This is a genomic window from Streptomyces qinglanensis (assembly GCF_900111245.1).
Lineage (GTDB): Bacteria > Actinomycetota > Actinomycetes > Streptomycetales > Streptomycetaceae > Streptomyces > Streptomyces qinglanensis.
Genome location: NZ_FOGO01000006.1, coordinates 262,794 through 276,174, shown reverse-complemented (window position 1 = coordinate 276,174; position 13,381 = coordinate 262,794). Strand labels below are relative to the sequence as shown.

10 protein-coding genes and 1 pseudogene are annotated in these 13,381 nt (G+C 72.1%); 3 read left to right on the top strand and 8 right to left on the bottom strand.

Annotated elements, in window-relative coordinates:
• Positions 1-4 precede the first annotated feature (4 nt).
• Positions 5-2,197: a putative bifunctional diguanylate cyclase/phosphodiesterase gene (locus BMX65_RS15495; protein ID WP_075000850.1), complete on the bottom strand. Its 2,193-nt coding sequence runs from the start codon at positions 2,195-2,197 to the stop codon at positions 5-7.
• The gene (locus BMX65_RS15490; protein ID WP_075000849.1) at positions 2,194-3,015 is read right to left on the bottom strand and encodes an SAM-dependent methyltransferase; all 822 of its coding nucleotides are present in this window, start codon (positions 3,013-3,015) and stop codon (positions 2,194-2,196) included. The genes BMX65_RS15495 and BMX65_RS15490 overlap by 4 nt, the downstream gene beginning before the upstream one ends.
• 237 nt (positions 3,016-3,252) lie before the next feature.
• On the opposite strand from BMX65_RS15490, the gene BMX65_RS15485 reads away from it, so the two are divergent.
• Positions 3,253-4,848, top strand: coding sequence for an ABC transporter substrate-binding protein (locus BMX65_RS15485; protein WP_075000848.1), 1,596 nt, complete (start codon positions 3,253-3,255; stop codon positions 4,846-4,848).
• Positions 4,845-5,456: pseudogene (locus tag BMX65_RS15480) on the top strand (ABC transporter permease); the annotation flags it as partial. The gene BMX65_RS15485 and the pseudogene BMX65_RS15480, both read left to right, overlap by 4 nt.
• A gap of 68 nt (positions 5,457-5,524) precedes the next feature.
• Here the strand turns inward: BMX65_RS15480 and BMX65_RS15475 are convergent.
• Both BMX65_RS15475 and BMX65_RS15470 read right to left on the bottom strand, forming a co-directional pair.
• The gene (locus tag BMX65_RS15475; protein ID WP_075000847.1) at positions 5,525-6,802 is read right to left on the bottom strand and encodes a transglycosylase family protein; all 1,278 of its coding nucleotides are present in this window, start codon (positions 6,800-6,802) and stop codon (positions 5,525-5,527) included.
• 48 nt (positions 6,803-6,850) lie between these two features.
• Positions 6,851-7,615, bottom strand: coding sequence for a DUF6227 family protein (locus tag BMX65_RS15470; RefSeq protein WP_075000846.1), 765 nt, complete (start codon positions 7,613-7,615; stop codon positions 6,851-6,853).
• Between the two features lie 230 nt (positions 7,616-7,845).
• Here BMX65_RS15470 and BMX65_RS15465 point away from each other — a divergent pair, with 230 nt between their 5' ends.
• Complete coding sequence (locus tag BMX65_RS15465; RefSeq protein WP_075000845.1) at positions 7,846-9,396, top strand: FAD-dependent oxidoreductase; 1,551 nt, start codon at positions 7,846-7,848, stop codon at positions 9,394-9,396.
• Positions 9,397-9,426: 30 nt separating this feature from the next.
• On the opposite strand, the gene BMX65_RS15460 is transcribed toward BMX65_RS15465, so the two are convergent.
• The 4 genes from BMX65_RS15460 to BMX65_RS15445 all read right to left on the bottom strand — a co-directional run bounded on the left by BMX65_RS15460 (position 9,427) and on the right by BMX65_RS15445 (position 13,378).
• Positions 9,427-11,256, bottom strand: a complete 1,830-nt coding sequence (locus BMX65_RS15460) for an acyl-CoA dehydrogenase (protein WP_075000844.1) — start codon at positions 11,254-11,256, stop codon at positions 9,427-9,429.
• Positions 11,257-11,383: 127 nt separating this feature from the next.
• Positions 11,384-12,208, bottom strand: a complete 825-nt coding sequence (locus tag BMX65_RS15455) for an SAM-dependent methyltransferase (protein WP_075000843.1) — start codon at positions 12,206-12,208, stop codon at positions 11,384-11,386.
• Between the two features lie 41 nt (positions 12,209-12,249).
• On the bottom strand, positions 12,250-13,074 hold the full coding sequence (locus tag BMX65_RS15450) for an SAM-dependent methyltransferase (protein WP_075000842.1): 825 nt from the start codon (positions 13,072-13,074) through the stop codon (positions 12,250-12,252).
• A 43-nt stretch (positions 13,075-13,117) separates the two neighbouring features.
• Positions 13,118-13,378 (bottom strand): DUF397 domain-containing protein, encoded by a 261-nt coding sequence (locus BMX65_RS15445; protein WP_019356270.1) that lies wholly within the window; start codon positions 13,376-13,378, stop codon positions 13,118-13,120.
• Between the last annotated feature and the right edge of the window lie 3 nt (positions 13,379-13,381).

Genomic DNA, 13,381 nt, shown 5'->3' with positions numbered 1-13,381 from the left:
GGCCTCATCCGGCCGGCACCCAGTCCTTGGCGAACTCGCCCGGCGAGGACGGACGCGCGTAGTACCAGCCCTGTGCCGTGTCGCAGCCCAGGTCGCGCAGTTGGTCGGCCTGGCTCTCGGTCTCCACTCCCTCGACGGTCACGGCCAGCCCGAGCGCGTGCGCCAGCGAGACGATGCCCTCCACGAAGGTGAGGTCCACCGGGTCGGCCGGGTGCCGCTGGAGGCCCTGTGTGAAGGAGCGGTCCAGCTTGAGGGTGGTGGCCGGCAGCCGGCGCAGGTTGGCGAGGTTGGAGTAGCCGGTGCCGAAGTCGTCCAGTGCGATGTCGACGCCCAGCTCGGCCAGTTGCCACAGCGGTTTGAGCTCGTCCTCGTCCGCGCTGATCAGGGCGCTCTCGGTGACCTCCAGGCACAGCGACGAGGGCGCCACACCCGCGGACTCCAGCACCGCGACGGTGTCCGGCACCAGGTCCGGGTGGTGGAGCTGGCGCGGGGAGAGGTTGACGTTGACCCGCAGCGGCTGCCCGCCCGCCCAGGCGCAGCTCTGCGCGACGGCCTGCTCCAGCACCCAGCGGCCCAACGGCACGATCAGCCCGGTGTGTTCGGCCAGCGGGATGAACCGGTCCGGACCGAGCCTCCCGTGCACCGGGTGCTTCCAGCGCACCAGTGCCTCGGCGCCGTCCACCCGGCCGTCGCTCATCCGGATCAGCGGCTGGTACTCCAGGAAGAACTCGTCCCGCTCCAGCGCGGCCGGCAGCCGGTTGGTGAGGCTGTGCCGGTCTATCGCCCGCGCCTCGGAGTCCGGATCGGCCAGCTCGTAGCGGCTGCCGCCCGCGTCCTTGGCCCGGTACATGGTGATGTCGGCGCTGCGCAGCACCTCGGCGGGTTCGAGCTGACCGGCGGCACCTTCGACGATGCCGATGCTGGCCCGGACCGACAGCTCCCGCCCGTCCAGTGAGACGGGTGTGGCCAGCGCGGCGAGCAGGGCCCGCGCCATGCCGGTGATCTCCTCCGCGCCCTGCGGGTCGGACATCAGCACGGCGAACTCGTCGCCCCCGATCCGGGCCACCAGGTGCGCGGGCGCGGTCGTGCAGGACTGGAGGCGCTCGCCGACCGCGACGAGGAGCTGGTCGCCCACGGCGTGCCCCAGGCTGTCGTTGACCGTCTTGAAGCCGTCGATGTCCAGATAGCACAGCCCGAACCGGGCCACCCCGTTGCCGGGTGCCAGGATGCGGTCCAGCCGCTCGGCGAACAGGGTGCGGTTCGGCAGACCGGTCAGCTCGTCGTGGGTCGCCTCGTAGCGGAGCCGCAGATGGAGCAGCCGGCGCTCGGTGATGTCCTCCATGAGGGCGAGTTGATAGCGCGGCTCGCCGTCGGCGTCCCGCAGCAGGGAGACCGTCAGGTTGGTCCACAGCACGGTGCCGTCCGGGCGCTGATAGGGCTTCTCCACCCGGAAGTGGTCGCGCCGCCCGGCGGCCAGCTCGCGGTGCAGCCGCCACACGTCGGGGGCGTCGTCGGGGTGCACCCAGTCGTTGATGTTGCGGCGCCGCATCTCCTCCTCGGAGTGTCCGAACATCCGGGCCAGGGCGCCGTTGGCGTCGCGCAGCCGGCCGTTCATGTCGGCGATCCCGATGCCGAGGGTGGCGTCCTTGAAGACGGCCCGGAACCGGGTCTCGGACGCGTGCAGCGCCTCCTCGACCGCGGTCTGCGCGGCCAGCGCGGCGCGGGAGAGGGCCTCCTGCTCGGCCAGGGTCCGCTCCCGCACGGCGAGTGTGAACCCGGCCGCGAGGGCGTGCTGGAGCCGCGCGCAGCGCGACCGCGCCTCGTCCACGCCCAGGCCGCGCGGGGTGCCCGCGTAGAGGACCAGGTAGGACTCGATCACCCCGAGGACGTGCGGGAGCGCGTCGGGGCTGGTGCAGTGCGCCTGGTTCACCAGCACCTCGCCGACCTCCCGGCCCGGCGCGGGGCTGAACGGATAGGCGTGCAGTGCCTCGCCCATGCGGACGGCCAACGGGTGGAGGAAGTCCTCCAGTTCGGCCCGGGTGAGGGAGGTCTGGGTGGCCGGGTAGACCGTCCGGCTCCAGATCCGCGCGAAGCGGCGCAGTCCGTCCTCGCCTCCCGGGCCGGTGCCGTCCTCCGCCGGGCCGGCTGCCGGGCGGGTGCGCCCCTGGTGTTTTTCGGGCCCGTCCTGAGAAGTCACTCGGCGAGTCCCACCTTGCGGCCCACTCCGGCGAGCCCGCCCAGGACGACCGGGTCCTCCAGCTCCAGCGGGCTGTCGGGGCGCCAGTGCGGCAGCGCGACCAGGCCCGGTTCCACGAGTTCGAACTCCTCGAAGAACTGGGCGATCTCGTCCTTGGACCGGGTGACCAGCGGGGCGCTCGCGGTGCTGTACACCTCACGGAGGGCGGCGCCGCCGTCCCGAACGGGGCCGCCCTCGCAGGACCCGTGGGAGATCACCAGCAGACTCCCCGGCGCCAGACGGCGGGCCAGCTCCGCCACGCACTTGCGCGGCTCGTCCCGGTCCTCGACGAAGTGCAGCAGTGCGACGAGCATCACCACCACCGGCTTGTCCAGCTCCAGCAACTCCTCCACCTCGGGGCTCTCGACGATGTCCTGGGGCGAGCGGAAGTCCGCCGAGACGACGCCCGCTCTGCGGTCGTCCCCCAGCACCGCGCGGCTGTGCGCGACGGCGACCGGATCGTTGTCGACGTAGACGGTGCGCGCGCCGCGGTCCAGCGCGTGGGCCACCTCGTGGACGTTGCCGAAGGTCGGGATGCCCGAACCGATGTCGAGGAACTGGGTGATGCCCTCCTGGACGGCGAAGCGGATCGCGCGGCGCATGAAGGCCCGGTTCGCCTGCATGATCTTGGGAAGTCCCGGCCATGCCTTGATCGCCTGCCGCGCCGTCTCCCGGTCGACCTCGAAGTTGTGCGAACCGCCCAGGTAGTAGTCGTACATCCGCGACACGCTCGGCACAGTGAGGTCGATGCCCTGCGGGGCCCAGGCGGGACGTTCCATCGAAGGGTCTCCAGCTCGCTTTGTTCACCGGGGAGTTCCGGTCGGGCCCACGAGGCTACTGACCGAGGAGCGGCGCGTGGAAGGAAACAGCGTTACTGGGGCTGGATCTTGCCCAGGTACCGCCGGTCCCGCCGGGAGGTATCGGGGCATAGTGCGCCGCGGCACCCGTGATGTAATCGCAGCTAATTGCGAAAGATTCGCAAAAACTGGTGACGCCGAACAAGGAGTGTGCCACAGATGACTGCCCGGACAGCACGGACAGCCACCGCTGCGGCGACCGCCGCAGCGGTCCTCGCGGGGGCCGCGGCCTGCTCCGCGCCCGGCGGCGGTGAGGGTTCGGGCGGCGGCACGGAATCGGTCACGGTCGGCGTCGCCCAGGAGCCCGAGACCCTCAGCCCCCTGCTCGGCTACGGGAAGGAGGGCAACTCGAAGATATTCGACGGGCTGCTGACCCACGACGCCAGGATGAACCTGCGGCCCGCACTCGCCACCCGGCTGCCGCAGGTGAGCAAGGACGGCCGCACCTACACCTACGACCTGCGCAAGGGCGTCACCTTCAGCGACGGCAAGCCCTTCACCGCCGAAGACGTCGTCTACACCTACGAGACGATCCTCGACGAGAAGACCGACAACCCCTCCAAGGGCGAACTGGACGCGGTCGAGAGCGTCACCGCCGAGGGGAAGCACCGGGTCGTCTTCCGGCTGTCCTACCCGTACGCGGCGTTCGCCGAGCGCACCGTGCTGCCCATCGCCTCCCAGGCGGTGGCCTCGCGCACCGATGTCAACACCGGGTCGTACAACACCCAGCCGGTGGGCACCGGACCGTACGTCCTGACCCGCTGGCGCAAGGGCGAGAAGCTCAGCTTCAAGGCGAACCCGCACTACTGGGGCGGCAAGCCGAAGGTCGAACGGTTCACCGTGGCCGTCATCGAGGACGACGACGTCCGGGCCACCCGGCTGCGCTCCGGTGACCTGGACGGCGCCATCCTGCCGCCCGACCTCGCCGAGACCTTCGAGAAGGACGAGGACAAGCGCACCTTCAGCGCCAAGACCGCCGACTACCGCGCCGTCACGCTCCCCAGCGGCAACCCCGTCACCGGGGACAGAGCCGTCCGCCGCGCCCTCGACCTCGCCGTCGACCGCAAGGCGATGGTCGACTCCGTCCTCAACGGCGCGGGCAAGCCCGCCTACGGCCCGCTGCCCACCGACAGCCCGTGGTTCGCCGAGGGTACCCGGCGGGCGCGCGACCTGACCCGCGCCCGGAAGCTGCTGGACGACGCGGGCTGGAAGCCGGGCAAGGACGGCATCCGCACGAAGCACGGCAGGCGCGCCTCCTTCACCCTCTGGTACTTCTCCGGGGACAAGCTGCGCCAGGAGCACGCCCTCGCCTACGCCGGCGACGCCAAGAAGGCCGGAATCGACGTCACCGTCCGGGCCGGCAGCCGTGAGGTCGTCCGCCCCCGGCTCGACCACGACGCGATGCTGATGGGCAACGGCTTTCCCGCGGACCCCGACTTCGACCTCTACCCCACGCTGCACTCCTCGCAGATCGGCGACGGCTGGAACAACCTCGCCCACTACCACGACAAGACCGTCGACGAGCAGCTCGACACCGCCCGCCGCAGCCGCGACCCCGAGGTGCGCAAGACGGCCTACGACACGGTGCAGCGGGCGCTGGAGAAGAACCCCGGCTACACCTTCCTCACCCACATCGACCACGTCTACGTCATCGACGACAAGTGGCGCGGGCTGACCACCCAGGTCGAGCCGCACGACCACGGCATCGGCGCCGGGCCCTGGTGGGACCTGCAGGACTGGCAGCCGCAGGAATGAGCGGCGCAGCCATACCCGCGGCCGTACCCGCGGCCGCGCGCTTGGTGGGACGGCGGCTGCTGGCCGCCGTGCCGGTGCTGGCGGCGGTCACGTTCGGGGTCTTCGCCCTGGCCGCCGCCTCCCCGTTCGACCCCGTGCAGCAGTACGCGGGCGCGGCCGGACTCAGCGCCTCGCAGGAGACGCTCGACCAACTGCGCGCCAACCTCGCCCTCGACGGGCCCTTCCCGCAGCGCCGGTGGGAGTGGCTGACCAGCGCGGTGCAGGGCGACCTGGGCGATTCGACCTCGCTGCGGCAGCCCGTCGCGCAGGCCATCGGCGAACGGCTCGGCTGGTCGGTCCTGCTGTGCGCCGCGGGCTTCTGCTTCGCCGTGACGGCCGGCACGGCTCTCGGCGTCGCCGCCGCCCGCCGCCGCGGCGGACTCCTGGACCGGATCGTGACCCCGCTGGCCTACACGCCGGAGGCCGCACCGCCCTTCTGGATCGGACTGCTGGGCATCTGGCTGTTCGCCATCCGGCTCGACGTCCTGCCGGCGGGCGGACTGACCGACTCCGGCAGCGACGTCGTCACCGCCGGGCGCTGCTGCGGCACCTCGCGCTGCCCGTCCGCTGCTGGAGCGCTGGTGCGACCGCACCGTCGAGCCGGCCGCGGCCTCCGGAGCCCGGGAGAGCGCGGAGGTCAGATCCGCACCCCGCGCCCCCGCAGATACGCCAGCGGATTGATGTCGCTGCCGTAGCCAGGACCGGTGCGGACCTCGAAGTGCAGGTGCGGGCCGGTCGCGTTGCCCGTCGCACCGGAGCGGCCGAGTCGCTGTCCTGTACGCACGGCCTGTCCGGAGCGCACCGAGATGGCGGACAGATGGCCGTACTGGCTGTACTTGCCGTCCCGGTGCCGCAGCACCACCTGGTATCCGTAGGCGCCGCCCCAGCCCGCCGAGACGACCGTGCCGCTGGTGACCGCCTCGACGCTGGTGCCGGTGCCGACGGGGAAGTCGACCCCCGTATGGTGCCCCGAGGACCAACTGCCGCCCGCCGCACGGTAGGCGGTGCTGGGCGCCACGCCGGAGACGGGCGCGGTGGCGGACGGGGAGTCCTGCTGCGCGGGGGCCGGCTTCGCCGCCTGCTCCCGGCTGTGCTCGCGCTGCTGCTGTTTCGGGGGCTGCTGTTTCTTCTTCTCCGGAGTGGGCTGCTTCTCCGTCCGCTGCCGCGGTGCCTGCGGTGCGGAGGCGTCCTCGGAGCCGCGGGCCCGGGACGGTGGGCGCTCGGTGCGCCGCGGGCTGCCGGTCAGGCTCAGCCGCTGGCCGGGCAGGATCAGGTCGGGGTCGTCGCCGATGGTCGAGCGGTTGCTCTCGTACAGAGCGTGCCACCCGCCGGCCACCTCGTTCTCCTGCGCGATCCCGGAGAGCGTGTCGCCGCCCACCACCTGGTAGGTCGTCAGTTTCTTGCCGCGCTCGGCTCTGGCCCGGTCCGCCTTGGCCTGTGCGGCCTGTGCGGCCTGCGCGGCCTGCGCGGCGCGCGCCGTGCCGGCCGGGTCCGCCTGCTGCCCGGAGTCGTCCCGGGCGGCGGCCGGAGCCGCGTCGCCGCGTGCGAGGCCCGCGCGCGGACCGCAGGTGGGCCAGGCGCCGGGGCCCTGGCCTTCGAGCACCTTCTCGGCGACGGCGATCTGCTGGTCCTTGGTGGCCTGGTCGGCGCGGGCGGCGTAGGCGGTACCGCCGTACGCCTCCCAGGTGCTGCTGGAGAACTGGAGGCCCCCGTAGTAGCTGTTGCCGGTGGCGGCGTTCCAGTTGCCGCTGCTCTCGCACGCGGCCACCTTCTCCCACACGTCCCCTGCCGCGGCGTCCGCGGCCTGCGCCCCGACCAGGGGCAGTGCGATCCCCGCCCCGCCGGCCGTCACCCGTAACGAGACGCGGGAGACGGCGCGTGGCTGATGGCGGCGGTGGCGTCCGTGAGCGGACATGGCCGTTCCTCCGATGCTCGGCGGTCCACGGGCGACCGTGGCCGGGATCTACAGGTCCAAGCCCCGCTCCCGGGCGAGGCGGTGTGCTGCCTGGCCGGCCACGGACTCGTCCGGGTACACCTCGCACGCCAGCCGGCCGGTGCCCGTCATGTTGTGCTCCAGCTCGTAGAGGCTGATCTCGCTGCCGTCGGCGAGCAGGAAGGCGTGTTCGTAGACCGAGCACCACACCTGGCAGTCCCCGGCCCGCATGCGGGGCCCGGGGACGTGCAGGATGTGGTGGCCCAGCGCGGAGGAGAGCAGCCGCAGCGTCTCCTCGCCCGGCCGGTCCTGGTTCTCGGCGCGGCGCAGCAGCCTGCGGGCATGATCGGCCGAGTCGCCCTCGGGGTACTCGCGCCGCGGGCAGGCCGTGCCGGGGGAGCCGGTCAGGAAGTCGAACACCGCGGCAGTGCGGCCCGGGCGGTCCGGTTCGCCCCTCTCGCCCATCCGGCGGTGCGCCCGGCGTTCGGCGCGGCGCAGTGCCTCCGTGTCGTCGTAGACCTCGTGCAGTTCGCCCGCACCGTCCGGACTGTCGTAGCGCAGTTCCCACAGCAGCACGCTGCTGCCGTCGGCCAGCAGGAAGACATGGCGGAAACTGCTGCACCGCAGGGCGGGTGCCGGGACGTTGCGGTGCCGCCAGCCGTACAGCTCCACCTGGCACATCACAGCGCTGCGTAGTCGGTCCAGGACCGTGTCACGGACATCGAACGGGTTCTGGGCGCGGGCCAGCAGCTCTTCGAGGTGGTGAGCAGGCGTCAGGTGCCCTCTGTCGCTCATCGCGGAACCCTCCCGGCGTGCAGCAAACAACCGACCGTCCCCGCGCGCACACACCGTAGCGCTCCCACCGCACCGTGCGGGAGGAGTCGGGGGAATTCCGCTGCGGGAAACCCCGCAGAGAAGCGTTTTTTCAGCCGAATCCCGGTGATATGCCGGTGGCCGGTGGGGGGTGAGCGGCGTACCAGCGGGAACCACAGGGGGGACGACCCGGGGGCTGAAGGGAGGCGGCGGTGACCACACTGCCCGTCGGATACGAGTCCTACTGGATGCTCTCGGCGGCGGGGGAGGTCTGCCCCCAACTGCCGTCCGACAGCAGGATCGAGGTGGACGCCGCCGTGGTGGGCAGTGGCATCGCCGGCCTCTCGGTGGCCTGGGAGCTGGCCCGCGCGGGCCGCAGTGTCGCCGTGCTGGAGTCCGACCGGCTGGCGGCCGGGGTCACCGGGCACACCACGGCCAAGCTCTCCGCGCTGCACGGGCTGACCTACAGCCGGCTCCGCGCCGACCGCGGCGCCGAGGACGCACGGTACTACGCACTGTCGCAGCAGGGCGCCGTCGACCGGCTGGCCGCCGTCGCCGCGCGGCTGGGCGTCGACTGCGAACTGGAGCGCGTCCCGGCCCACCTGTACGTGGAGTCGGCCGAGCACGTGGACGAGGTCCGCGCCGAGGCGGAGGCGGCCGCCGAGGCCGGACTGGCCGCCTCGTTCGTCACCGACACCGGACTGCCCTTCCGGGTGCGTGCCGCCGTCCGGGTCGAGAACCAGGCCCAGTTCCACCCGCGCAAGTACCTGCTGGCGCTGGCCGACGACATCCGGCTGCACGGCGGCCTGCTGTTCGAGCGCACCCGGGTCGTGGCGCTCGACGAGGGCGAGCCCTGCCTGCTCCGTGCCGAGAACGGGGGAGAGGTGCTCGCGCGGGACGTGGTGGTGGCCACCCACTACCCGGTCTTCGACCGGGCGCTGATGTTCTCCCGGCTGCAACCGCGCCGGGAACTGGTCATCTCCGCGCTGCTGCCCGAGGAGGAGGATCCCGGCGGCACCTACGTCTCCCCGGAACGGGGGAGCCGGTCGGTGCGCACCGCGCCCTATCCGTTCGGCGACGGACGGCGGCTGCTGATCGTCACAGGGGAGCAGTTCGCCCCCGGAACGCCCGGCACCGGATCCGTCGGCGCCCGCTACGAACGGCTGGCCGCCTGGACCTACGAGCGCTTCCCCAGCGCCCGGCTCGCCCACCGCTGGGCCACCCAGGACAACGAGACCACCGATCGCGTCCCCTACATCGGACGCTTCCACGCCGGGACACGGCACACCTACGTCGCCGCGGGCTTCGGCGGCTGGGGGATGAGTTCGGGGGTGCTGGCCGGACAACTGCTGGCCGCCCACCTCACCGGCGAGCCGCTGCCGCCGTGGGCGCGGCTCTACGATCCGGTGCGGCTGCGGCCCGGCGAGGCGCCCGCACTGCTGCGCCTGCAGTCGGCGGTCGCCCGGCGGTTCGTCGCCGACCGGCTGCGCCCCAGCCATGTGGACTCCGTGGACGAGATCCTCCCGGGCGACGGCGCCATCGTGCGGGTGCGGGGGCGGCGCTGCGCGGTGCACCGGACGGCGGAGGGCGAACTGCGTGCCCTCTCCCCGCGGTGCCCGCACCTGGGCTGTCTGGTCAGGTTCAACGACGCGGAGACCGCCTGGGAGTGCCCCTGCCACGGCTCGCGGTTCGCCACCGACGGCTCCGTGCTCCAGGGGCCGGCCACCCGGCCCCTGGACCCCCGCGACCTGGGCGAGGACTGACGAGGACTGAACCGCGCCGCCCCGGCGGGCTCAGAGCCAGTCGGGATCGGTCTCGGCCGCGACGGTGTCCAGCGCGGCCAGCAGGTCGAACTGCGGTCCTGTGCGGGGCAGCTCGACACGGAAGAAGTACCGTGCCGCCTGCTGCTTGCCGCGCAGGAACGCCTCGGCCCCCGCGTCCGCGCGGTCGGCGGACAGCGTGGCCAGGAACTGGCCCAGCCAGATCCACGCCACCACCACGTGCCCGACCGCCTCCAGATAGACCGAGGAGTTCGCCAGCGCCGTCTCGGGGTCGCCACTCTCCCACAGCCGGGCCGTCACTGTGGTGGCCCGCTCCCAGTAGCCGCCCAGCGTCCCGGCCAGCGCCGCGGCCTCGCCACCGGCCGCCTCCGCGCGCCGCAGCGTCTCCCGCACCGCGCCGTCCAGCGCGCGCAGTCCGGCGCCGCCGTGCTGCACCACCTTGCGGCCCAGCAGGTCGAGCCCCTGGATGCCGTGCGTGCCCTCGTGGATGGGGTTGAGGCGGTTGTCGCGGTAGTGCTGTTCCACGTCGTACTCGCGGGTGTAGCCGTAGCCGCCGTGCACCTGGATGGCCAGGCTGTTGGCCTCCAGACACCACTGCGAGGGCCAGCTCTTGGCGATCGGCGTCAGCACGTCGAGCAGCAGTTCGGCGCGGGCCCGGTCCTCCTCGGCCGCGGCCGAACGCTGCTCGTCCACCAGCATGGAGCAGTACAGCAGCAGCCCCAGCGCGCCCTCCACGTAGGACTTCTGCGCCAGCAGCATCCGCCGCACGTCCGGGTGCTGCACGATCGGCACCTGCGGAGCCGCCGCGTCCTTGCCGCCGGCCGCGAGTGCGCGCCCCTGCGGCCGCTCGCGCGCGTAGGCGAGGGACTTGAGGTAGCCGGTGTACCCCAGTGCCATCGCACCGGCGCCGACGCCGATGCGGGCGCCGTTCATCATGTGGAACATGTACGCCAGTCCGCGGTGCTCGTCGCCCACCAGGTGCCCGACGGCTCCCGGTGTCCCGCCGGGCCTGTGGTGTGCGCCCTCGCCGAAGTTGAGCAGCGTGTTGGTGGTGCCCCGGTAGCCCATCTTGTGGTTGAGCCCGGCCGGGACCACGTCGTTGCGTTCCCCCGGGCTGCCGTCCGGTCCGACCAGGTACTTGGGGACGACGAACAGGGACAGTCCCTTGACACCCGCCGGTCCGCCGGGCACCCGGGCGAGCACCAGGTGGACGATGTTCTCGGACAGTTCGTGGTCGCCGCCGGAGATCCACATCTTGGTGCCGAAGAGCCGGTAGGTGCCGTCCGGCTGCGGCTCGGCGCGGGTGGCGACATCCGCGAGGGAGGAGCCGGCCTGCGGTTCGGACAGGCACATGGTGCCGAAGAAGCGCCCTTCGAGCATCGGCCGCACGAAGGTGTCGATCTGTTCGCGACTGCCGTGTGCGCACAGCAGGCGCGCGTTGCCCAGGGTGAGGAACGGGTAGGCGGACGTGCCGACGTTGGCCGCCTGGAAGTAGGAGAAGCAGGCGGTGGCGACCGTGTGCGGCATGCCCATGCCGCCGTACTCCTCGTCCACGGCTGCTGCCAGCAGCCCGGATTCGGCGAACACCCCGAGCGCCTCGGAGACTTCCTTGACGGTGTGCACCTGCTCGCCGTCGAACCAGGGCTCCTCCTGGTCGTTCTTCTTGTTGTGCGGGGCGAAGTGCCGCGTGGCGATCCGCTCGCTCAGGTCCAGGGCATCGTCGAAGGTCTCCCGGGAGTGCTCGGCGTAGCGGGCGCGCCGGGTCAGTGCCTCGGCGTCCAGCCAGTCGTAGAGCTGGAAGTCCAGGTCGCGGCGGGAGAGCAGCAGCGAGGATGAGGGCATGAAGGCGGTCCGATCCCGGAGGCGGCGAGCAGGCGGCAGCGACGTGCGGCGCTCGGTTTCTAAGCGCTTGCTTATGGTCACGCCGATGGCCGGCCCTGTCAACGCCTCCGGTGCCGGACCCGCGCGGTCACCGCTTGCGGCCCACCCCCGCGTACATGGTCAGAGTGCCCTTGGGCAGCCCGCCGTCCGGGCCGTTGTCGGGCCGCCACAGATGCGTCATGGTCAGCCCCGGGTCCAGCAGCTCCCACCCGTCGAAGAACCGGGCGACCTGCTCCCGGCTCCGGGGCACGAGCACGGTGCCGCTGCGCCGGTAGATGTCGACCACGTGGTCGATCCGCTCGGAGCCCTCCCGGTCGGGCACATCGGCGATCCCGTGGCTCAGCGACAGGAAGCTGCCCGGAGCGAGCCGGTCGAGCAGCGTGCGCAGGATGCCCTCCGGTCCCCGCTCGTCCGGAATGAAGTGCACGAGCGCGTTCACCGAGACGGCCACCGGGCGGTCCAGATCGAGGGTCCCGCCCAGTTCCGCCGAGTCCAGTACCGTCTCGGGCCGGGCCGCGTCGGCGTGCAGATAGGTGGTGCGGCCCTCGGGTGTGCTGTGCAGCAGTGCCTGCGCGTACTGCAGCACGATGGGGTCGTTGTCGGTGTAGACGACCCGTGCGTCGGGGGCGACCGACTGGGCGACCTGGTGGAGGTTGGGTTCGGTGGGGATGCCGCTCCCGATGTCCAGGAACTGCCGCACGCCGTACTCCGCCGCCAGGGCGCGGGTGACGCGGATCATGAAGTCACGGTTGGTGCGCGCCGCGGTGACGATCTCCGGCAGCTTGGCGACCACCGCCTCGGCCGCCCGCACATCCGCCTCGTAGTGGGTCTTCCCCCCGAGGTAGTAGTCGTACATCCGCGCGGAGTGCGGTATGGCCGTGTCGACCGGTGGTGGGCCGTCCTGCTCGGACATGCGGTCTCCCCCTCAGTAGTGCCTGTCGTGGTCCCTGTGGTTCAGGGTTTGCGGGCCAGGCCCGCCAGCATGCTGGGCTGCCCCTCTTCGAGTTCGTCGGCCTGGCCGGGCTCCGGGCGCCAGTCGTGGGCCATCACGATGCCCGGCTCGACCAGTTCGAGCCCCTCGAAGAACCTGCCGACCTCGCTGCGGTCCCGCAGTCGGAGGGCGGTGCCGCCCTTGGCGTAGATCTCCTCGACCTCGCGGCCCCGTGCGGCCAGGGCCGGGTCGTCGATGTCGGCGGTGGCGTGCGAGAGGCACAGATAGCTGCCGGAGGGCAGCCGGTCCAGCAGCCCGGTGAGGATCTCGTAGGGCCCCCACTCGTCGGGGACGAAGTGGAAGAGCGCGTTGACCGAGAGAGCCACCGGGCGGTTCAGGTCGAGCGTGGCGTGCAGTTCGTCGGAGTCGGCGATGGACTCCGGCTTGGCGGCGTCGGCCTGCAGATAGGCGGTACGGCCCTCGGGCGTGCTGTGCAGCAGCGCCTGCGCGTACTGCAGCACGATCGGATCGCTGTCGGTGTAGACGACCCGTGCGTCGGGGGCGACCGACTGGGCGACCTGGTGGAGGTTGGGTTCGGTGGGGATGCCGCTGCCGATGTCCAGGAACTGCCGCACGCCCGCCTCGGTGGCCAGCCATCGGGTCGCGCGGATCATGAAGTCCCGGTTGGCGCGGGCCATCGCTCCGGCGAACGGGACGGTCGCGATGACCGCCTCGGCCGCCTGGACGTCGACCTCGTAGTGGGTCTTGCCGCCGAGGTAGTAGTCGTACATCCGGGCCGAGTGGGGCTTGGTGGTGTCTATGCCGGGAGGGTTGCCCTCTGCGGTCATGCGGCCTCTCCGTTCTCCGGGTTCCGGGGTGGTGGCGGTGCGGTCAGTCGGAGGCCAGCAGGAAGTCGGCCACGCCCTGCTTGGCGCCCCTGAGGAAGGTCTCGAACTCGTGGGTGGTGTAGATCAGTGCCGGACCTTCCGGGTCGGTCGACTGCCGCAGCGCCACCCGGCCGTCGCCGAGCTTCATCGCCTCGACGCAGCTGCCGCCGTTGGTGCCGCTCCACGGCTTCTGCCAGCCCTCGGTGCCGAGGTGTTTCGCGGGCATGCCGTTGTATATGTGTGGGGGGTGGCCGGAATGACCCATGGT